The organism is Amycolatopsis sp. NBC_00345 (assembly GCF_036116635.1).
GTDB lineage: Bacteria > Actinomycetota > Actinomycetes > Mycobacteriales > Pseudonocardiaceae > Amycolatopsis.
Genome location: NZ_CP107995.1, coordinates 3,697,211 through 3,715,443, shown reverse-complemented (window position 1 = coordinate 3,715,443; position 18,233 = coordinate 3,697,211). Strand labels below are relative to the sequence as shown.

General features: G+C 70.2%; 16 protein-coding genes. 7 read left to right on the top strand and 9 right to left on the bottom strand.

Features of this window, described 5'->3' with window-relative positions; all coding sequences use genetic code 11:
- Positions 1–3: 3 nt before the first annotated feature.
- The 3 genes from OG943_RS16310 (at position 4) to OG943_RS16300 (ending at position 1,715) form a co-directional block, all read left to right on the top strand.
- Entirely contained in the window at positions 4–204 is a 201-nt protein-coding gene (locus OG943_RS16310) for an SDR family oxidoreductase (protein WP_328610614.1), read from the top strand.
- Between the two features lie 105 nt (positions 205–309).
- Entirely contained in the window at positions 310–744 is a 435-nt protein-coding gene (locus OG943_RS16305) for a MarR family winged helix-turn-helix transcriptional regulator (protein ID WP_328610613.1), read from the top strand.
- A gap of 92 nt (positions 745–836) precedes the next feature.
- Complete coding sequence (locus tag OG943_RS16300) at positions 837–1,715, top strand: SDR family NAD(P)-dependent oxidoreductase (protein WP_328610612.1); 879 nt, start codon at positions 837–839, stop codon at positions 1,713–1,715.
- A gap of 48 nt (positions 1,716–1,763) precedes the next feature.
- Here OG943_RS16300 and OG943_RS16295 read toward each other — a convergent pair whose 3' ends face one another.
- Positions 1,764–2,933 (bottom strand): 4-hydroxybenzoate 3-monooxygenase, encoded by a 1,170-nt coding sequence (locus tag OG943_RS16295; protein WP_328610611.1) that lies wholly within the window; start codon positions 2,931–2,933, stop codon positions 1,764–1,766.
- Positions 2,934–3,068: 135 nt separating this feature from the next.
- Positions 3,069–3,854, bottom strand: coding sequence for an AraC family transcriptional regulator (locus OG943_RS16290; RefSeq protein WP_328610610.1), 786 nt, complete (start codon positions 3,852–3,854; stop codon positions 3,069–3,071).
- Positions 3,855–3,998: 144 nt separating this feature from the next.
- Between OG943_RS16290 and OG943_RS16285 the strand changes: the two genes are divergently transcribed.
- The 3 genes from OG943_RS16285 (at position 3,999) to OG943_RS16275 (ending at position 8,526) form a co-directional block, all read left to right on the top strand.
- Positions 3,999–4,421, top strand: coding sequence for a hypothetical protein (locus OG943_RS16285; protein ID WP_328610609.1), 423 nt, complete (start codon positions 3,999–4,001; stop codon positions 4,419–4,421).
- A 662-nt stretch (positions 4,422–5,083) separates the two neighbouring features.
- A complete protein-coding gene (locus OG943_RS16280) occupies positions 5,084–7,549 on the top strand; it encodes a glycoside hydrolase family 172 protein (RefSeq protein WP_328610608.1) in 2,466 nt (821 codons plus the stop codon).
- A gap of 5 nt (positions 7,550–7,554) precedes the next feature.
- On the top strand, positions 7,555–8,526 hold the full coding sequence (locus OG943_RS16275; protein WP_328610607.1) for a glycosyl hydrolase family 32: 972 nt from the start codon (positions 7,555–7,557) through the stop codon (positions 8,524–8,526).
- Positions 8,527–8,570: 44 nt separating this feature from the next.
- Here the strand turns inward: OG943_RS16275 and OG943_RS16270 are convergent, their stop codons facing one another.
- The 3 genes from OG943_RS16270 to OG943_RS16260 all read right to left on the bottom strand — a co-directional run bounded on the left by OG943_RS16270 (position 8,571) and on the right by OG943_RS16260 (position 9,794).
- The gene (locus OG943_RS16270) at positions 8,571–8,726 is read right to left on the bottom strand and encodes a hypothetical protein (protein WP_328610606.1); all 156 of its coding nucleotides are present in this window, start codon (positions 8,724–8,726) and stop codon (positions 8,571–8,573) included.
- Positions 8,727–9,087: 361 nt separating this feature from the next.
- A complete protein-coding gene (locus OG943_RS16265) occupies positions 9,088–9,309 on the bottom strand; it encodes a helix-turn-helix domain-containing protein (RefSeq protein ID WP_328610605.1) in 222 nt (73 codons plus the stop codon).
- Positions 9,309–9,794 carry a DUF2975 domain-containing protein gene (locus OG943_RS16260; RefSeq protein ID WP_328610604.1) on the bottom strand — a complete coding sequence of 162 codons (486 nt, stop codon included), beginning with the start codon at positions 9,792–9,794 and terminating at the stop codon, positions 9,309–9,311. The genes OG943_RS16265 and OG943_RS16260 overlap by 1 nt, the downstream gene beginning before the upstream one ends.
- Before the next feature lie 478 nt (positions 9,795–10,272).
- Between OG943_RS16260 and OG943_RS16255 the strand changes: the two genes are divergently transcribed.
- Positions 10,273–10,581 (top strand): hypothetical protein, encoded by a 309-nt coding sequence (locus OG943_RS16255; protein WP_328610603.1) that lies wholly within the window; start codon positions 10,273–10,275, stop codon positions 10,579–10,581.
- A 74-nt stretch (positions 10,582–10,655) separates the two neighbouring features.
- On the opposite strand, the gene OG943_RS16250 is transcribed toward OG943_RS16255, so the two are convergent.
- The 4 genes from OG943_RS16250 to OG943_RS16235 are packed head-to-tail and all read right to left on the bottom strand — an operon-like array spanning position 10,656 to position 17,231.
- Positions 10,656–11,399, bottom strand: coding sequence for a BPL-N domain-containing protein (locus OG943_RS16250; protein WP_328610602.1), 744 nt, complete (start codon positions 11,397–11,399; stop codon positions 10,656–10,658).
- Positions 11,399–12,619 carry a heparan-alpha-glucosaminide N-acetyltransferase domain-containing protein gene (locus tag OG943_RS16245; protein ID WP_328610601.1) on the bottom strand — a complete coding sequence of 407 codons (1,221 nt, stop codon included), beginning with the start codon at positions 12,617–12,619 and terminating at the stop codon, positions 11,399–11,401. The genes OG943_RS16250 and OG943_RS16245 overlap by 1 nt, the downstream gene beginning before the upstream one ends.
- Positions 12,616–13,284: a BPL-N domain-containing protein gene (locus OG943_RS16240; protein ID WP_328610600.1), complete on the bottom strand. Its 669-nt coding sequence runs from the start codon at positions 13,282–13,284 to the stop codon at positions 12,616–12,618. The genes OG943_RS16245 and OG943_RS16240 overlap by 4 nt, the downstream gene beginning before the upstream one ends.
- The gene (locus OG943_RS16235; protein ID WP_328612081.1) at positions 13,281–17,231 is read right to left on the bottom strand and encodes a Pls/PosA family non-ribosomal peptide synthetase; all 3,951 of its coding nucleotides are present in this window, start codon (positions 17,229–17,231) and stop codon (positions 13,281–13,283) included. The genes OG943_RS16240 and OG943_RS16235 overlap by 4 nt, the downstream gene beginning before the upstream one ends.
- Positions 17,232–18,233: the final 1,002 nt, after the last annotated feature.

Sequence of the window (18,233 nt, the reverse complement as noted above, 5' to 3'; positions counted from 1 at the left end):
GCGGTGTGCGCAATCGTCGACTCCGGCGCGTGGAACGGCATGGGCGAGAAGAAGGCCGCGTTCCTCGACGGTGTCGCGGCCAAGAACCCGGCCCGGCGTTTCGGCGCCACCGAGGACATCGTCGAGGCCGCGCTGTTCGTGCTGACCAACCGCTTCACGACCGGGACGGTGCTCCACGTCGACGGCGGCGGTCGCTTCGCCTGAGCTCCGGGTCGCTGGTCGCCACGGACAGGGCACCCGTTCCCAGCGGCCCGTCGAGGTAGCCTCGCGGGGTTCTCGTACGACCGTTCTGCGACTGGAGCAGTGATCATGGCCGACGGCCCCCAGCCGGATCAGGTGGGTTTGCGCTTCCTGTCGCAGGCGTACCGGGTGCGGAAGGTGCTCGATGAGCACATGGTCGCCAGCGGGCTGTCGCTGGCTCGGACGAAGGTGCTGCAGGTGCTCGACCGGACGGGCTCGATCCGGCAGGCCTCGCTGGCCGGGGAGCTGGGGTTCGCCCAGCGCACGGTCACTCAAACAGTGGAAAGCCTCGAGCGGGACAAGCTGGTCGAACGCCGGTCCGATCCCAGCGACGGCCGGGCCAAACTCGTCGCGCTCACCGAGGCGGGCGCCACGGCGCTGGCCGCGAGTACCCGTGCGGGAGACCAGCTGCTCCAGCGGATCTTCGGCAGCCTCGACCCGGAACAGCTGGCCGGTCTGGCCGAACTGCTCGACGCCATCGACCTCGCCACCGGCGCCGGCTGACCCGTCACGGACGGGGGCCGGCCGATTGATGAGGTACCTCAGTGGTGCTACGTTGAGGGCGTACCTCGTCAACGGGCCGAAGCGGAGCATCCATGGACAGCCGACCGATCGTCGTCATCACCGGGGCCACCAGTGGCCTGGGCCGGCTGGTCGCTCTCGATCTGGCCCGCCACGGCGCCCACCTCGGGATCGTCGCCCGGAGCCCGCACAAGGTGGACGCGTTGCGCCACGAGATCGAGGAGGCCGCCCCCGGTACGCCCGTCGACGCGTTCAGCGCGGACTTGACCTCCCTGCGCGACGTCCGCCGGGCCGGGCAGGAGATCGACGCCCACTACGACAGCATCGACGTACTGGTCAACAACGCCGGACTGCACGCGTTCTCCCAGCGCGTGACCGCCGAAGGGTTCGCCGAGATGACCGCAGTGAACTATCTCGCCCCGTGGGTGCTCACCGAGACCCTGCGCGGCAAACTGGTGGCTTCGGCCCCGGCGCGGGTCGTCACGGTCGCCTCCGAGGCCGCCCGGCAGGCCGGCCACCTCGACCCGGCCCGCGACGTGACGCGCACCGCCGAATACACGAGGCGGGAATCCATGGTCCACTATGGCCGGTCGAAACTGATGGACATCATGTTCAGCCAGGAACTCGGCCGGCGCCTGGCCGGCACGGGGGTCACGGCGAACTGCTGCGATCCCGGTTTCAACGTCAGCGGCCTCGGCCGTGAGCTGCCCTTCGCCGGAGCACTCGAGCGAATCCTGAAGACCTTGCGGATCGGGGATCCCCGCCGCGGCGCCGGGATCATCACGCGACTCGCGACCGATCCCGCCTTCGCCGAAACCACCAGTGGCTATTTCTCCGTCAAGGACGCGAAACCCCTCCTGTGCCCGGAACCCGGACGGAGCGAGAAAATCCAGGCCGAACTGTGGGAGGCCACCGCCGCCGTGCTCGAAGGAGTTCTCTCCGCCGACGCGTGAGCCGGGCCATCGGCGGGCCGCCCGGCTCCCCGCTGGGTCAGCTCTGGGTCAGCTCTGCGCGGCGGTGCGTTGCTGTGTCAGGGTTTCCAGGTTCGCCCGGGCGACCTTCCTGAGGAACTCGCCCCGGTAGGAGGCGTCACCGGAGTCGTGCATCGTGTCGGTCATCCAGACCGCGGCGGCCTGACGCTCCCAGATGTAGTCCAGGCAGGTGTCGGAGTAGCTCTTGAGCAGGCTCGAATCACCTTCGTCGACGTGCTTGACGACCGCGCGGGCGAGCGCCTCGGCGTCGTGCAGGGCCAGGCTCATCCCCTCGGCGCTCATCGGCGAAATGAGGTGGGCGGCGTCCCCGACGAGGTACAGCCGGCCGTGGCTCATGGGGCTGAACACCACCCCGCGAAGCGGCACGACCTGCTTGCTCACGATCGGTCCCCGGACCGCGGGCGGGGCGCCGAACCGGGTCTCCAGCTCGGCCCAGATGCGCTCGTCCGGCCACTGGCCGACCGAATCGGTGAGCGGGCACTGCAGGTAGAGCCGGCTGGCGTTGGGGCCGCGGGTGATCTGCGCCGCGAAACCGCGGGAGTGCACCGCCATCACCGCGAGGGGATCCGCCGGCACCTCCGCGAGAATGGTCAGCCAGGCGTAACCGAACTCGTGCGTGTCGCACTTGAGGACGTCTTCGGGGATCACCGTCCGGCTGACGCCGTGATAGCCGTCGCTGCCGGCGATGAAATCGCAGCTGATCACTTTCGCCGAGCCGTCGGGAGCCCGGTATCGCACCGTGGGAGAGTCCGTTTCGACGCCCTCCAGGGAAATGTCCTCGGACTCGAACCGGAGGTCGCCGCCGTCGCGGAGGAACAGCTTGATGAGGTTGCGGACGAGGACCTGCTGCGGGCAGAAGGCCGAGTCCGCCTCGTCCTCCCCGTGCCCGTCCATCTTCCACAGCCGCTTCTGCCCGTCGACCAGAAGCGGCATCCCCGGATCGGCGGAATCGCCGGTGCTGATTTCCTCCACGACCTCTTCGATTCCCCACTGCCGGAGCGTGCGCACGCCACTGGCATCGAGAGAGCCCGCCCGCTGCCGGTTTTCGACGTGTTCGCGGCTGTGTTTCTCCAGAATCGTGCAGTGGATTCCGCTGCGCAGGAGGAACGTGCCGAGCGTGAGACCGGCGACTCCGCCGCCCACGATGACCACGCTGGCGGTTTCGTTCTGCTGGGTCATTTTCTCCGCTTTCGGGAAGGTTTCCAGAACGGCGTGATCGCCGCTGATCACCACTGTGGCCCCTCGAGCCGGGCGTCGACCACCGGTAACCTGTCAGCCGATAAAGGAAACCCGCCAACCTGGCGGAGGGTGCCGCTATTCGCCGCGAACGTTCAGCTCGGCTTGGTACCGGCCCGGCGTCTGGCCGACGACGGCGGTGAACGCCTCGATGAAGGTGGACGGGTTGGACCACCCGCACGCGATCGCGGTATCGGTGACCGACTGGCCGCCGGTCAGGTGGAACACGGCCTGGTGGATCCGGAGGATCGTGCGCCAGCGGTGAAAGCTCATGCCGAGGTCGGTGTGGAACAGCCGGCTCAAGGTGCGTTCGCTCGCCCCCGCGGCCCGCCCCAGCTCGGCCAGCGTGATGGTCCGGCCGGGATCGGCGCGCAGCAGTTCCGTGGCGGCGCGCAGCCGGTCGTCGTGCGGCTCGGGCAGGTGCAGGGACTGTTCGGGGGTCTCGACGAGCTCGTCGATCACCACGGCGCGCAGCCGCCGTTCGGCGTCGGCGGACCGGCCGCTCGGGTTCGTGAGGGCCAGCAGCGCCTCGCGCACCAGCGCGCTGACCGCGAAAACGCTGGGCTGTGGCGCGAGTCCGTGACACTCGCCGGCGGGGACGGCGACGATGCGGGCGTCGGTTCTGCCGTAGAAGCGGTGGGAATGCTCGAAGCCCGGGGGAGTCCAGGTGACCCGGTTGGCGGGGGCCACCCAGGTCCCGTGCAAGGTCGTGGTGACCATGGCGCCGGCGGCCGCGTAGACCAGCTGGCCTTGGGCGTGGGAGTGGGTGTCGAGGTGATAGCCGTGCGGGAGCCAGCCGGCGCCGTGCGGCGTCGCCTGCCCCCATTTCCGGGGATGGGGGACAGGCTGGCGGTTTTCCTGCATCGGACGTCAGCTTATCGGTGGCCGGGCCCACCGGCCACCGGCCAGGATCGGGGCATGGGCAGCGGCGCGCCGGCCCGTTCCGGCGGCACCGGCCGGCTGGCCCCGCACACCACGGACTCGAGTACATCTACTCGGCGCCCGCCGGTGATCCTCGCGGCGAACCTCGACCCGGTCCGCGTGGCGGAGGATTACCGCGCGAAGTTTGCCTCGTACGGGCACGGCCGGGAGTCACGGGTCGGGGCCGCTTGGCACGTCAACGTCGGCAAGACCAGCCAGGGGGCACGGGAGCCGCGGTACCGCGCCTGCTTCGACCTCATGACGCAGCGGGGCAACCGGGCCCAGTCCACGCCGTTCCCCGGGCCACCGCTCGACTTCGACCACGTCACGACCCACGGACCGGCGATGGTGGGAAGCCCGGCCGAGGTCGCCGACCGGCTGAACCGCGCCGCCGAAATGCTCGCCGCCGACACCCACTTGGTCTCCCCCACCATGGGCGGCTGCCCCGCCGGGGAGTTCGCCGACCTGGTCGAGCTCATCGTCGCGGAAGTGATCCCGCAGCTGAAGTGACGCAGAGCGGCTTTCGCGGGTGCGGGCGAGCCGGCGAGCGGCAGTGACCGCGAGCTAAGCCTTTCCGGGCAAGGGACCGGCAGCGGTACTGCGGCAAAGAGGCGAACTGGCCCATGCCGACGTGGATGTCGTGGTGTTCGGCGACGAGGGCGGTCGCGCGGAGACCATCCCGAGGCAGTCTGGTCGACGGAGCCCGGTCTCCCGCGCAAGCCGCGAAGAGACGACTGCGATGCCGCGCTTCCGCTGATTCCCGCACGCCCGTCCAGTCCGGAGAAGACGGTCGCCCGGCCCCGTTGCCACCCCCCGGATCCGCTTCGCCCCGGCGAGGAACCCCACGCCCAGGGGCGAGCGAACCCGCTCCCGAGTCGCCCCGGACGACCCCCAGGCGCATTAGGCCGTTCCGCCTAACCTGGGCAAACACCCGCAATGTGACCCTTGACACATTCTCCCGGGCGCCCCTAACGTCAGATGGGTAATCGATTACCCGTTTTCCGTCGACCCCCATCGCACGGTGCCCCACCGCCCTGCCTTCGCCCAGATCTGACCGAGTCCCGCGCCGGTCCCCGCCGGCGGCTTTCCCCGTTCCTCCCCGTCCCCTTGATCGGAGTGCCGCGATGCACAGCCGAAGAGTTCGTCATGCCTGCCGGTCGCTACTGATAGCGATGGCGTCCGCACTGGTGGTGATGGGATTCGTGGCCGCGCCCGCCGATGCCCAGGCGGACCGGCCACCAGGAGCCGCCTCGGTGGGGCCGGTGGGCTGGGACGTCTACCGCTCGCTCGACGCGATGGCGGCGTTGCGGCCGGGGTCGCAGACCAAGCAGTTCTCCAGCTTCGACCGCACCGGCGGCAACGACGACGGCTTCAACGGGACGTACAGCTGCCTGCGCACCACTGCCGAGGGCTGCGTGATCGCCGAGAAGAGCGGGGCCGGCGAGATCGAGAGCATGTGGTTCACCCGCGACGAGGGCAGCATGGTCAACAACGGCAGGCTGAAGGTCGAACTCGACGGCCGCACCGTGCTGAACAGCTCGCTTCAGGACATTGTGGACGGACGGCTCGGCGCGCCGTTCGTGTGGCCGCTGGTCGGCGACGGCGACGACACCTCCGGCGGCTCGGTGATCAAGGTGCCGATGCCGTACCAGCATTCGATGCGGGTGACCGTCCAGCACAACCCGCTCTTCTACCACGTCACCTACCGCGAGTTCCCCGACTCGGCCGGGGTGCCGACCTTCGACCCGCGGGACCGCGCGCTCGACGTGGTGGATCGCCTGCGCGGCTTCGGCATCCGGGATCCCAAACCGGCCGCGCCGCGGGCGAAGACGACCTCGGTCACCGCGGACGTGCCGGACGGCTCGACCGGGCGGTTCGCCGCGCTCCGCGGGGCGGGCACGATCAGCCAGCTGCGCGTCACCCTGCCCCAGCTCGTGTCCGAACCCCGGGTCCGGGACGACGGCCGGGCGTTCGGCGCGGGCGGGCACAGCTCGTTCCGCGTCGCGATCGATCCGGGCAACACCGGTGTCCGGCTCACCCGGCGGCCGGATCCCGTGATCGGGCACCAGGTCGCCGACGTCACCGTGGACGGCAAGCCGGCCGGCCGGTGGACGACCGGCGCCCCGCTGCCGCGCGGCACCTGGGCCGACCAGGTGCTCGACCTGCCGGCCAGCCTCACCGCCGGCCATTCCGAACTGCGGATCACCAACACGTTCGTCTCCTCCGACGCCGACGTCAACGAGTTCCGCTACGACGTGCACTCCCGGGTCGACGGCCAATGGCGGCGCACCGACGTGCTCGACCTCGGCCCCGATCACCCCGGTGAGGAGAAGGCGCACGACTACCAGCTGGTCCTGCAGACCTGGAACGGCTACCAGGTCTACCGGTACCAGCGCGATCCGGCGCAGCTCGCCGCGTCCCAGGCGGTGCTGAGCGGGGCCCGGCTCCGGATCACCTTCGACGGGAAGACCACAGTGGACTCCCCGCTCGGTGAGTTCTTCGGCTCGGGACTCGGGCGTTTCGACAGCCGCACGATGCTGTCCTCGATCGACGCCACGGACGGCGGCGCGCTCACCGCGTGGTGGCCGATGCCGTACCGCCGGAGCGCTGTCGTCGAACTGGTGAACGCGAGTGGCGAGCCGATCACCGGCGCCCGCGTGGAGGTCACCTCGGCTCCGACACCAGAGGTCGACGCCGGGCTGCGGCCCGGTGGCGACCTGGGCTACTTCACCGCGACCAGCCACAAAGGACTGACGCGGAACGGCGCCGACTGGACCATCCTCGGGGCCGCCGGACGCGGCGTGTTCTACGGCGAGACGCAGACCATGACCGGGCGTATCCCGACCGGGAACCAGCGGGCTTATCTCGAAGGTGACGAGCGCGTCTACGTCGACGGGTCCGCCAGCCCGTTATGGCACGGCACCGGGACGGAGGACTTCTTCGAGTCCGGCTGGTATTTCCGGGACGGCACGAACTTCGCGATGCCGCTCACCGGGAACCCCGCGTACAAAGTGGCCAGTGACGGCTGCCAGTACGACTGCACCGGCGCCGTCCGCCTGATGGCCGGCGACGCGGTGCCGTTCTCCTCGGCGCTGACGTTCGGCATCGAACACGGCCCCGCCGACGACGCGCCCGCCGAGTACAGCACCACCGCGTATTGGTACGGGCAACCCGACGCGGGTATGCGGCAGACCGATCTGATCGACGTCGGCGACGAGGCCAGCCGGGCCGCGCACGGCTACACCGCCGAAGGCGAGACACGAGACACCCTGACTTCGACCTTCGAAGGGACCCAGGTCGCAGGACCGGTGAGCAGGACGGTCGCCGCCGCGACCGGCGCGGCGCACTTCGCCCTGGCGCTGGATCCCCGCAACGCGGGCGCCCGGCTGCTGCGGATCGGCGACCAGGACGACGGTTACCAGCAGGCCGCGGTGTTCATCGACGGCGTCCAGGTCGGCACCTGGACACAGCCACTGAAGAACACCACCCACCGCTGGCTCGAGGACACCTTCGCGCTGCCCGCGAGTGTCACCAGTGGACAGTCCGCGATCGACGTGCGGATCGTGCCCGTGGACGGCGCACCGGCCTGGTCGGCCGCGCAGTACCGGCTGGATGCGCTGACCCCGACGAGAGGCTGAACCCGATGGAAGTCAACAGACGCACGGCTTTGGCGGGTTGCCTGGCTCTGGGTGTCACGCTCGGCCTAGCCGGAACCGGCTCCGCGGCGGAGGCGGACTTGACGGTGGGGACGTTCGCGAAGATCTACGATCCGAGCGTCGGGGAAAGCGGGCCGTGGTACCTCAACGACCACACGTTCATCCGGGATCTCGACGGCACCTGGCATGTTTTCGGCATCACGCACGCCGAGCCGGCCGATCCGGACAACGAAATCAGCTTCGCGCACGCCACCGCGCCGGACCTGCACGGGCCGTGGACGAAGCAGCCGTTCGCGCTCACCGTGGACCCGGCCTACGGGGAAACCCATCTGTGGGCCCCGCACGTGATCCGCGTCGGGGCGACGTACCACATGTTCTACTGCGGTGGCGGGGCCGAAAGCGCCGTGTCCGCGATCAACCTGGCGACTTCGAAGGACCTGTTCCACTGGACGCGGGACCCGGGCGGCACCCTTTTCCACGACGGCTACGACGCGCGGGATCCTTATGTCATCCGGATCGACGGGCGCTGGGTGCTGTTCTACACCGGCAACACCGAGCCGTCCGGCGGGAACCACGTGGTGCTCTACCGCACGAGCCACGATCTCCGGCACTGGAGCGACCGCGACATCGCCTACGTCTCGCCGGAGTCGGGAACCTGGGGCGGCCCCACCGAATCCCCGTTCGTGCTGCGGCACGGCCGGTACTGGTACCTGTTCACCGGACCCCGCCTGGGCTACGCGGGCACCGACGTCCACCGCAGCGACAGCCCGTTCCACTTCGACAACGCCGACCTGGTGACGCATTTCCCGGCACACGCGGCGGAAGTCGTGCGGGACCACACCGGCTGGTACGCCTCGCACGCCGGCTGGGGCCAGGGCGGCCTGTACCTGGCGCCGATCACCTGGGCCCGCCCGGGCGGGCCCGCGGACACCCCGGCGGGCGACGACGTGGGGACCTGACGGACGGCGGATGAGGCTAGTCTGGGCGACCGTGACGAGTGAGGTTATGCGCTGCTGGCGCGGAAGGAGCGCAGTCCCCACACGTAGCCGCCGACGGCGATGGCCGCGCACCAGGCGAGCGCGAAGATCACGTTGTTGCCGACCGGGGTGCCGGTGAGGAGCGCCCGGACGCTGTCGGCGCCCATGGACTCGGTGGGCACGAACGCGCTGGAGAGGATGATCCCGGCCGCGGCGAGCCACGCGAGCGCGTTGCCGCTGGGCGGAATCCGACGAGCAGCGCGACCAGGGTGAGCAGGACGGCCGCGAGCACGGTTCGGACGATGCCACCGACGACGTGCCCCGCCACGTCCCTCGCCTGGCGGCCACCTCGGCGGAAAACCCGCCGGCGAGCAGGATGTACACCGCCGTCGGGCATTACGTGGTCGGCTTCGCCGTCCAGCTCCCGAACCGGAACTCCTCGGCCAGCGAGACCGGCAGGAACGGGGCCGCGGGCTTCAGCTCATCGTCGACGGACTGGCCAACCAGCTGACCCGCCCGTGAGACCGGGTTCTTGCCCGAGCGTCATCCGCCTGCGCCGTTCTCGGTCTCCCAGCGGAGCAGGTCGCCCGGCTGGCATTCGAGTACTTCGCAGAGGGCGGCGAGGGTTGTGAAACGCACTGCCTTGGCGCGGCCGTTCTTGAGTACCGCCAGGTTGGCGGGCGTGATCCCCACGCGGTCCGCGAGCTCGCCCACGGACATCTTCCGCTTGGCCAGCATCACGTCGATGTCGACGGTGATCGGCATCAGATGACCTCGTCCAGCTCGGCCTGCATCTTGGTCGCTTCGCCGTCGCGCGCGACGGCCTGGGCGAGCAGCATCCGCAGCACCAGCACGATGAGCGCGACCCCCAGCATGGCCACGCCGATGCCGCCCATGATGAGGGAGACGCCCGGGTCGTCGCGCTGGCCCGGCGCGTTGATGATCGTGACCGCGAACCACAGGAGGGCGGCGGCCACGATCGCGCCGATGATGATGTCCACATACCGGAAGGCGACGGGCGAGAACACGGTGCCGCGTCGCACCATCGTCACCAGCCGCCACACGCAGACCAGGGCGAACTGCGCCGACACCATGCCCAGGATCGCGATCACGCGCAGCGGGGTCAGCGGGAGCGACCCGTCCTCCGTTTTGGTGATCATCGCCAGCACCATCATCGCCTGCACGAACACGGTGCCGGCGAGCACCAGCACGAGCACGGCCCGCAGCGCGTGCACTGTCAGCTTTCCCATGGTCCGGCCTCCCATCGAGTTACGATGGGAATCTATCGAATTTCGATAGGTTCGGCAAGGGGCTGGGCGAGGTCGCCGACGAAGACCTGCCAGGCGACGTCGGCGGATCGGCTCGCGCTGCGCCGTAGGGCAGGCCGGGTTTGCGGCTTGGCGCGGAATGCGGTGCCGGAATGGGGGCATTGCGCTGAAAGGTCTGCTGACCGTGGCCGAGACGACGGGCCCGGAGGATTAATTGTGGTAATCCCGAGTCTGCGGTTTTGTGTGGACCGCCGTAGCTGTCCTCTGTGCAGGTCGGCGGATGGACCCGAAGTGCCTAAGCGAAATTGGGCCATTTGGGGGTTGTGCTACCCGTCAAACCGGTCGGGGTAGTAGGCTGTGATTTGTTACCCCGGACTTCGGTGGCGTGGCACTTCGCGAAGATTGCGAAAAGAGAGCACGAGCCGATTTTGTTCGAGCGGCGCGACGTTCACCCCTTCGAGTGGACGCCGTCATTCCGTTGGCCTGGAGTGAAAACGCTCTCGCCGACGGCGAGGTGGATCGTGTCGGCGGCACCACGGCCAAGGCTTGGGTGCTTTTTCTGCCAGTACGCCGCGCCAAAAGCCAGTCTTCACCCGAGGGTCGGAACTACCTTGCGTTTGATGAAAGGAATTCGATTATGGGAATCGTCATCTTCGGCGGCCTCATTGATTCCATCACCGGCATCGTCATCGGTACCGTCCACGGAATCGCCGGCGCGACCAATGCCGTCCTGGCCTCGCTGACCGGCGGTGTGGTCCTGCCGCTGTAGGGATAATCGGTACGGCCCCGATCGAAATCACGGTCGGGGCCGTTCGCCCGTCGGAGGAACTGCCTGATTGCCTTTCAGCGGGCGACCGTGGTGGTGATGAGGTCGTGGCCCAGTTCCGGGTGCAGGGCGTTGGTGCTGTCGAGGTGGGCGTCGTGGAACCAGGTCTGGTCGGCTTCCGGGTGGGGGCCGACGACGCCGACTTTGCCTTTGCCGTAGGGGGTGACTGCGGCGGCGATGGCGCCGGTCGGGTAGGTCGCGAGGATGGTGGCCGGGGCGCCGGTGTTCAGGGTGAACACCGGGCCGTCCTGGAAGTACAGCTCCTGCCGGACGCCGCGCCAGGTCACCGTCAGGACGGTGTCGCTGGTCGAGCGCAGGTGCGCGCCTTGCGAGCCGACGTACTGGTCGGTGTCGCCGGGCAGGAGGGCGAAGCCGGGGGACGCGCCGGCGAGGTATCCGCCTAGGCAGAACCCGAGGTAGTTTCCGCCGCCTCGGACGTACGCGCGGATGTCGTCGGCGTGGTCGCGCATTTTCCGCCACGCGGGGCCGAGGCTGCCTCCGCCCGGTTGCGCGTAGAGGGTGGCTTTCGCCAGGGATTGCGCGGTGAGCGGGTATTCCTCGTCGGGACCGGTGTAGGCGACGTGGTACTGGGAGCCGAGCAGGGCGGCGACCGCTTCGGGGCAGCCTTCCGTCGACGCCGGGCCTCGGTAGACCAGCGCGAGCGGCCGCGAATCGGGCTCGAACACCGCGATCCCGATCGCGGTCAGGCCGGCCGCGCCGGTCAGGATCCCGGCGCCGAGGAGGAACCGCCTCCGGTCCATCAGGCTCCTTCCCCGGCCGGTTCCCGCCGCAGCCGAAGCCGCGGCAGCCGCCACCCGCTCTCGGCCCACCGCCGCGCCCACGACGACAGGGTGGCGACCAGCGCTTCGAGCGGCCCGCGGCCGGCGGTGGCCCGCCAGCTCAGCCCGATCAGCAGCACCGCGGCGACCTGCACCAGGTACCCGGTGCCCGCGCTGTAGACGTCGTAGTCGGAGTTGAGGAACATGATGTGCGCGGTGTAGAGCGTGAGCGTCATACCGCCCGCCGCGGCAAGGGGTTTCTGGAAGACGGCGATGATCCGCCGCGGCCACTTCGCGGTGACGTGCCCGGCCAGCAGCATCAGCCCGAGCAGCGCGACGGCGGCGCCGATGGTGCCCAGCAGGTCCGGAGTGGTGCTGGTGTGCGGCGCGTCGACGGCCAGCCACCACCAGGTGACCGTGGGGACGGTCCCGTCGCCGCCGAGGGCCAGCATCTCCTGCGTCTCCGGCGCGGTCAGGGTGCTCTGCGGGATGGTCGCCAGGATCTGCGTGAGCCCGCCGTAATGGTTGAGCAGCAACCAGGACACGGTGGTCGCGGCGACCGCGAGCGCGGTCCCGCCGGCCAGCAGCCAGGTCGCCACCTTGACCCGGGAGAGCGTCAGCCGGCCGAGGAGGATGCCGGCGCACAGGTAGGCCATCCACGGCAGCGCGGGGTATTCGCCGGTGATGGACAGTTCGGAAAGCAGGCTCAGCGGATGCTGCAGCAGATAGCCGAGCGTCGGGTTCAGCAGCGTGGCCTGCGGCAGCCGCGCGAGCGCGAAGTGGCTGAGCACCGGCGCCCCGACGGCGACGATGGCGCCGGTCACCGCGACCGCCCAGGTCGGCAGGAACACCACCGGGATCGCCAGCAGGAACATCACCGCGTAGTACGGCAGGATCACCGCGCCCAGCGAGGCGTCGGTGTAGCCCAGCGCGAGCCCGATCGCGAGGATCGCCAGCGCGCGGGCGGCCAGCGCGGCGACGGTCGGCAGCCCGTCGGCGGCGCGCACCCGGCGGCGGCCGGTCATGAACGCGATGCCGACCCCGGCCAGTACCGCGAACGTCGCCGCCGCGCGGCCGCCGAAGACGGCGAACGACCAGGTCGGGTGACCCTGGGCGTCGGACTCGTACAGCGAATGCACCGCCATCATGCCGAGCAGGGCGACCCCTCGGGTGGCGTCGACCCCGGCGAGCCGTGTCTTCACCGGCCGCTCGCCATCACGGCGTCGACCAGCTCGTGCGCCGCGGCCCGTCCGGGCGCGGGCACTTTGAGACCGGCGTCGGTGAACCAGTCCTCAGTGGCCTCCGGATGCGGGCCCGCGACGCCGACCCGGCCGGCACCGAACGGCACGGCCATCGCGGCGATCAGCCCGTTGCGATAGGTCGCGACGACGTCCGCCTCGGCGCCCTCGCGCAGCCAGAAGTACGGGCCGTCCTGGAAGAACAGCGTCCGGCGCCGGCCGCGCCAGCGGACGTCGATCAGCGCGTTGCCGTCGGTGTCCAGCTCGGCGTCCTCGGAGCCGATGTACTGGTCGGTGTCCCCGGGCAGCAGGTCGAATCCGGGCGTCGCGCCGGCGAGGTAGCCGCCGAGGCAGAACCCGAGGTACCGCCCACCCCCTCGGACGAAGGAACGCACGTCGTCGGAGTGCTTGCGCAGGTGCTTGAACGCCTTCTTCAACGTCCCGCCGCCCGGTTGCGCGTACAGCGTCGCGGTGTCCAAAGCGGACTGTCCCAACGGGATCCGCTCACGCGGCCCGACGTACCGGACGTCGAATTCCCACGGGCTTTCCCGGAGGAATCCGGCGACGGCCTCCGGGCAGCCTTCGATCGTGGCCGGCCCGCGGTAGACGAGGGCGAGCGGACGGTTCACGAGGCGGCTCCCACGGTGCTCAGGCCCTGCGCGGGGATACCGTGCCAGCGGGTGCCGGGCGGGAGGTGCTCGCCCTTCATCAGCAGCGACAGCGAACCCAGCGAAACCTCCTCGCCGACCACAGCGTCGTACAGCACGATCGCGCGGGTGCCGACCGTCGCACCGGGCTCCACGATCACGTAGGACATCTTCATCACGCGGTCCTCGAAGAGGTGGGTCTGCAGGGAGGACTCGGTGCCGACACAGGCGTCGTCGCCGATCCGGACCAGGTCGAACTCGGTCAGGTAGGTGGTGCCGATCCACGTTCGCCGCCCCACCGACACGCCGAACCAGCGCAGCAGCGGCGGCAGGAACGGCGTTCCGACAAGCATCTCCATCCCGGCGGGCACCGCGGCGGCCTCGTAGAGCCCGGTGACGAGCTCGGCGCGGCGCACGAACTTGCTCCACAGCGGCTCCACTCGCGGGCGGTAGCTGCCGACGAGATTCCGCTTCGTGGCCGCGCAGAACCCGATCACCGCGAGGCTCGCGGCGATCGCGACGACCGGCGAGACGAACGCCGGGATGGGCAGGCCGTTGCCCTCGGCGAGCCCGGACAGCGTGAGGAGGTACAGGTAGAAGCTCACGCCGAGCAGCGCGGCCGGCAGCGTGGCGCGGCAGAATTCGATCGCCAGCCGGTGCGCCACGACCTGGCGCGGTGGCCGGAACGTCTGCTCCTCCGGGAACGAGCCGCTGTCCTGGCGCTGCGGCAGGTGCATGGCCGGGGCGCCGAGCCACGACGTGCCGTCCGGCACCCCGTCGTGCGGCGGGACCGTGCTGACGCCGACGAGGGAGCCGTCACCGAGCCGGGAGCCGGCCGGGACGAACGCGGCGTTGCCGATGAACGCCCGGCTTCCCACCACGGTCGGCAGGAACGCCATCCGCCCGTTGGCGAACGTCGCGCAGCCGACGCTGGCCATGTCCGCGACGAAGCTTTCCTCGCCCAGCGTCAGCAGGTCCGGGTCGAGGTGCGCGGCCGTCGAGACCTCGGCGCGCCGGCCGATGCGGGCGCCGAGCAGGCGCAGCCACGGCGTCGTGTAGAGCGTGGCGTACAACGAGTTCGTGAACTGCAGGCTGAACTCCAGCAGCTTGTCGGAGATCCACTTGCGCACGCCCAGCCAGGTCCGCACCGGATGGACGCCGACCGGGACGCGGGCGAGCACCAGCCGCTTCCCGACCGCGACGACCACGCACACGGTGACCACGAAGACCGGCCCCGCGGCCAGCGTGGCGACGATCCCGGCGAGGACGCCGTAGCTCAGCAGCGCCCACCAGACCAGCGCGACGCCGGGGATGATCATCGCGATCGCGCCGACCTCCAAGCCGAGCAGCCCGGCGAACGCGGCGAAGTAGTGGTCGACGCGCCAGCCGCGCATCCGGCTTTCGGCGGCCAGCATGGTTTCCGCGGCCTGTTCGAGCTTCGGCGCCGGCGCGGCGGGCGAACCGCTCCAGCGTTGCCCGGCGTGGATCGTGCCGCCCTCGCCGAGCACGGACTGCTCGCCGAGGGCGGCGCCCGCCTCCAGCGTCGCCCCGGGTTCGAGGACGGCGTTCGCCCCGATGAAAGCGTTGTCCCCGACGGTGATCGGCGCGACGGTCACCCAGCCGTCGGCGACCCGCCACGGCCGCAGCACCACGCCGTAGCCGATCGAGGCGTTCCGGCCGATGCGCACCAGCTGCGGCATGGTGATCGAGCTGGTCGCGATCGTGCTGCGGCCGCCGACGCGGGCGCCGAGCAGCCGCAGGTACGCCGGCATCAGCGGGGAGCCGCTGACCACCGGCATCGGGCCGATCGCGAGGATCAGGTCTAGCAGCCACAGCCGCAGGTAGGTCGGCCCCCACAGCCGGTACCGGCCCGGCCGGATCCCGGCGGCCAGCGGCCGGGCCAGCAGCAGCGGCACCAGCCAGCGCACGCCCAGGTAGCTGATCAGGATCGCGATCAGCAGCTGCACCAGCACCGCCACCGACACGTCGCCGTCGTTCTGGGTGTACACATAGGACACCGGCAAGGTGATCACCAGCAGCAGCAGGTAGATCGCGACGAGCTGGAATGCCCCGGCGCCGGCGATCCGGCGGCCGCGGTGGCGGATCGCGGCCGGGCGCTCGGGCACTTCGGCAGTGGCGCGTCCGGTGTCCGCGAGCAGCGCAGCCATCCCGCGGACGGTCGGGTGCGAGTAGAGGTCTCGCACGGCGGTGTTCGCCCCGGCCGGCTGCTGCCGCAGTGCCGAGACGACCCGCGCGGCCAGCAGCGAGTGACCGTCGAGTTCGTCGAAGAAGTCCGCCTCTACCGACAGGCTGTCCTCCTCGATGCCGAACACCTGGGCCCAGACCGCGCGCACCTGCGTTTCCAGTTCGTTCGCGGGCGGCACGACCGGGCCGCTGGTGAGCGCCAGCCGCCGTCCGGTCGGTGCCGGGAGCCGCGGCCGGTCCACCTTGCCGCTGGGCATGACCGGGAGCGAGCCGAGGAAGTCGACGTAGCCGGGGACCATGTAGCCGGGCAGCCGGTCACGCGCCGCCGCGTGCAGCCGCCGGACCAGTTCGTCACCCCGGTTTCCGTTACCGCACACGACATACGCGACCAGCTCCGGCTCGCCGTCCTCGGTCACCGGCTTCATCGCGGCGACCGCCTCGGTGATGTCCGGGTCCTCCATCAGGACGCTCTCGATCTCGCCGAGGTCGACGCGGTGACCGCGGATCTTGACCTCCGCGTCGGATCGGCCGAGGTACTCGATCTCCCCGTCGGCGGTCCAGCGGCCCAGGTCGCCGGTCCGGTACAGCCGCCCGCCGGCCGGGGCGAGGGCGTGCTCGATGAACCGGTCCGCGGTCAGCTCCGGCCGCCCGACGTAGCCGCGCGCGACCCCGGGGCCGCCGAGGCAGATCTCGCCGACTTCGCCGTCGGGGACCGGCCGGCGGTCTTCGTCCAGCAGCACGACCGCGTACGTCGGCAGCGGCTTGCCGATCGTCACCGGCCGGCCGGGCAGCAGCTCGCACCAGGTCGCGGTGACGGTGGCCTCGGTCGGGCCGTAGGTGTTGAGGATCCGCCGGCCCGGGCGGCTCCAGCGGTCGACCAGCTGGCCCGGGCACGCCTCGCCGCCGACCAGTATCCCGCGCAGGAGCGGGAGTTCGCGCGGGATCGTGGCGAGCAGCGTCGGCACGCAGTAGAGCATCGTGACCCGGGCGTGCTCGAGGAAGTCGGCCAGTTCGCCGCCGAGCCGGCGCGAGTCGTTCGGGCCGGCCACCAGCGTGGCGCCGACCGACCAGGTCGGCCAGATCTCCTCGATGGAGAAATCGAAGGAGATCGTCATGCCCTGGTAGACGCGGTCGGTCTCGCGCACGTCGTAGATCCGCGGGACGACGTCGAGGAAGTTCGTGATGCTGGACTGCCCGACCTCGACGCCCTTGGGCCGGCCGCTGGAACCGGACGTGTAGATCACGTAGGCGACCGGGTCGTCGGCTTCGTCGCGTTCGGGCCGGTGCGCCGGTGCCGCGCCGAGGACGGCGGCCGCGGTGTCCAGTTCCAGTACTGCGCAACCGACTTCGGCCGCGCGCACCGAATCGGCGGCCAGATCGGCGGTGGTCAGCAGCAGGTCGACACCGGCGTCCTCGGTGATGTAGGCGATCCGGTCCGGTGGCGAGGCCGGGTCGATCGGCACGAAGGTGCCGCCGGCTTTCCCGGCCGCGAGCAGCGAAACGTACGTGTCGAGCGAACGCCGCACGAGGATCGCGATCCGGGCGCCGGTGCCGAGCCGTCCGCGGAGGTGATGCGCGAGCCGGTTCGCGCGGGCGTCCAGTTCGGCGTAGGTGAGGGTGACGCCTTCGCAGTCCACCGCGGTCGATTCCGGAACCCGGTCCGCGGTGGTCTCGAAGACGTGATGCAGGCGTCTTCGGTGCGAGTCTCCGGGAAAATCGGGAATAACGGAGGTATCGGGAACAAACTCCGGTAGGTCGAGCTCCGAATTCGGGTCCAGCCCGAGCCCGGCGATTCCCTGATACACGAAACCCATGCCCCTCGTCGGTGGAATTCGGTCGACGACAGTCACCATCGAGGATTCATTCGTCGGTGTTACATGCCGGGGAAGATCTCGTGAAGTCGTCGGCCTGAGCATAGGGACCACCCGGATCGTCGCCAACTTCATCCGAACAGGTGAGGTCGGTCGTTACGCGTGGTTGTCACCGGTTCGACGGCCTCCGCCGCCTCCGCGAATCCGATCGCGTTAGGTGACAATTTTGCCGGGAGTTAGCCTCGGGGACAGATTCTGTTGCCGGGAAAACAGGTGTGGAAGCGTTCGGAAAACGGCGTTAAAGCAGGTAAGCGCGATTTCCCGTGTTCGGCCGGAGAAAGCCTGTGTGTGAGCTGTGCGTGCGGGGAGTGACCGGCCGGTCGCGCCGCCGGTGCGGGCGGGGTGCCGGACAGCGGTGGGGAAGATCACTGCTTGGCGGCCCGGAGCAGGTGGGGGGCTTGCTGCCAGGCCGAGAATCTTGGGGTGCGATGCGCCGCGGTGCCGGGGGCCTGTCCGTCCGACCCGGTCGCGCTCGTTGACGGGTCCGGCCGAGGGGCCGGCTTCGCGCCGGCGGGCTCGCTCGACGCCGGGCTTCCCCGAGACGGAGCCGGTGGCGGACGAGGAGTTCAGCGCATGGGCCCGCGGCTCCGCCCCGTCCGGGCGATAGGGACGCGTCGAGGACCTGGTGCACGACACCTGGTAATCGACGACCCTTCACTCGCTTTCCTTGCCGATGCCCGCCCGGGCATTTCTCCGGGACAAGGAAATCGCGAGTACGAACAATAGTATATTCGGCCCTTTTCGTAATTCCCAAGTAGATCGTCCCGGCCGGTCTCAGGCTTGCCAGCCGGACAACTGGCGCAGGCGGAACGGTTGCCCTGCAACGGACAACAGCCATGAACCGGCCAGCGCTGC

What these genes read in the sequence shown, in the direction of transcription:
- OG943_RS16305 (WP_328610613.1), top strand. Translation starts at nt 310, where the DNA reads ATGGCCGACGGCCCCCAGCCGGATCAGGTGGGTTTGCGCTTCCTGTCG.
- OG943_RS16300 (WP_328610612.1), top strand. Translation starts at nt 837, where the DNA reads ATGGACAGCCGACCGATCGTCGTCATCACCGGGGCCACCAGTGGCCTG.
- OG943_RS16295 (WP_328610611.1), bottom strand. Translation starts at nt 2,933, where the DNA reads ATGACCCAGCAGAACGAAACCGCCAGCGTGGTCATCGTGGGCGGCGGA.
- OG943_RS16290 (WP_328610610.1), bottom strand. Translation starts at nt 3,854, where the DNA reads ATGCAGGAAAACCGCCAGCCTGTCCCCCATCCCCGGAAATGGGGGCAG.
- OG943_RS16280 (WP_328610608.1), top strand. Translation starts at nt 5,084, where the DNA reads ATGGCGTCCGCACTGGTGGTGATGGGATTCGTGGCCGCGCCCGCCGAT.
- OG943_RS16275 (WP_328610607.1), top strand. Translation starts at nt 7,555, where the DNA reads ATGGAAGTCAACAGACGCACGGCTTTGGCGGGTTGCCTGGCTCTGGGT.
- OG943_RS16265 (WP_328610605.1), bottom strand. Translation starts at nt 9,309, where the DNA reads ATGCCGATCACCGTCGACATCGACGTGATGCTGGCCAAGCGGAAGATG.
- OG943_RS16260 (WP_328610604.1), bottom strand. Translation starts at nt 9,794, where the DNA reads ATGGGAAAGCTGACAGTGCACGCGCTGCGGGCCGTGCTCGTGCTGGTG.
- OG943_RS16250 (WP_328610602.1), bottom strand. Translation starts at nt 11,399, where the DNA reads ATGGACCGGAGGCGGTTCCTCCTCGGCGCCGGGATCCTGACCGGCGCG.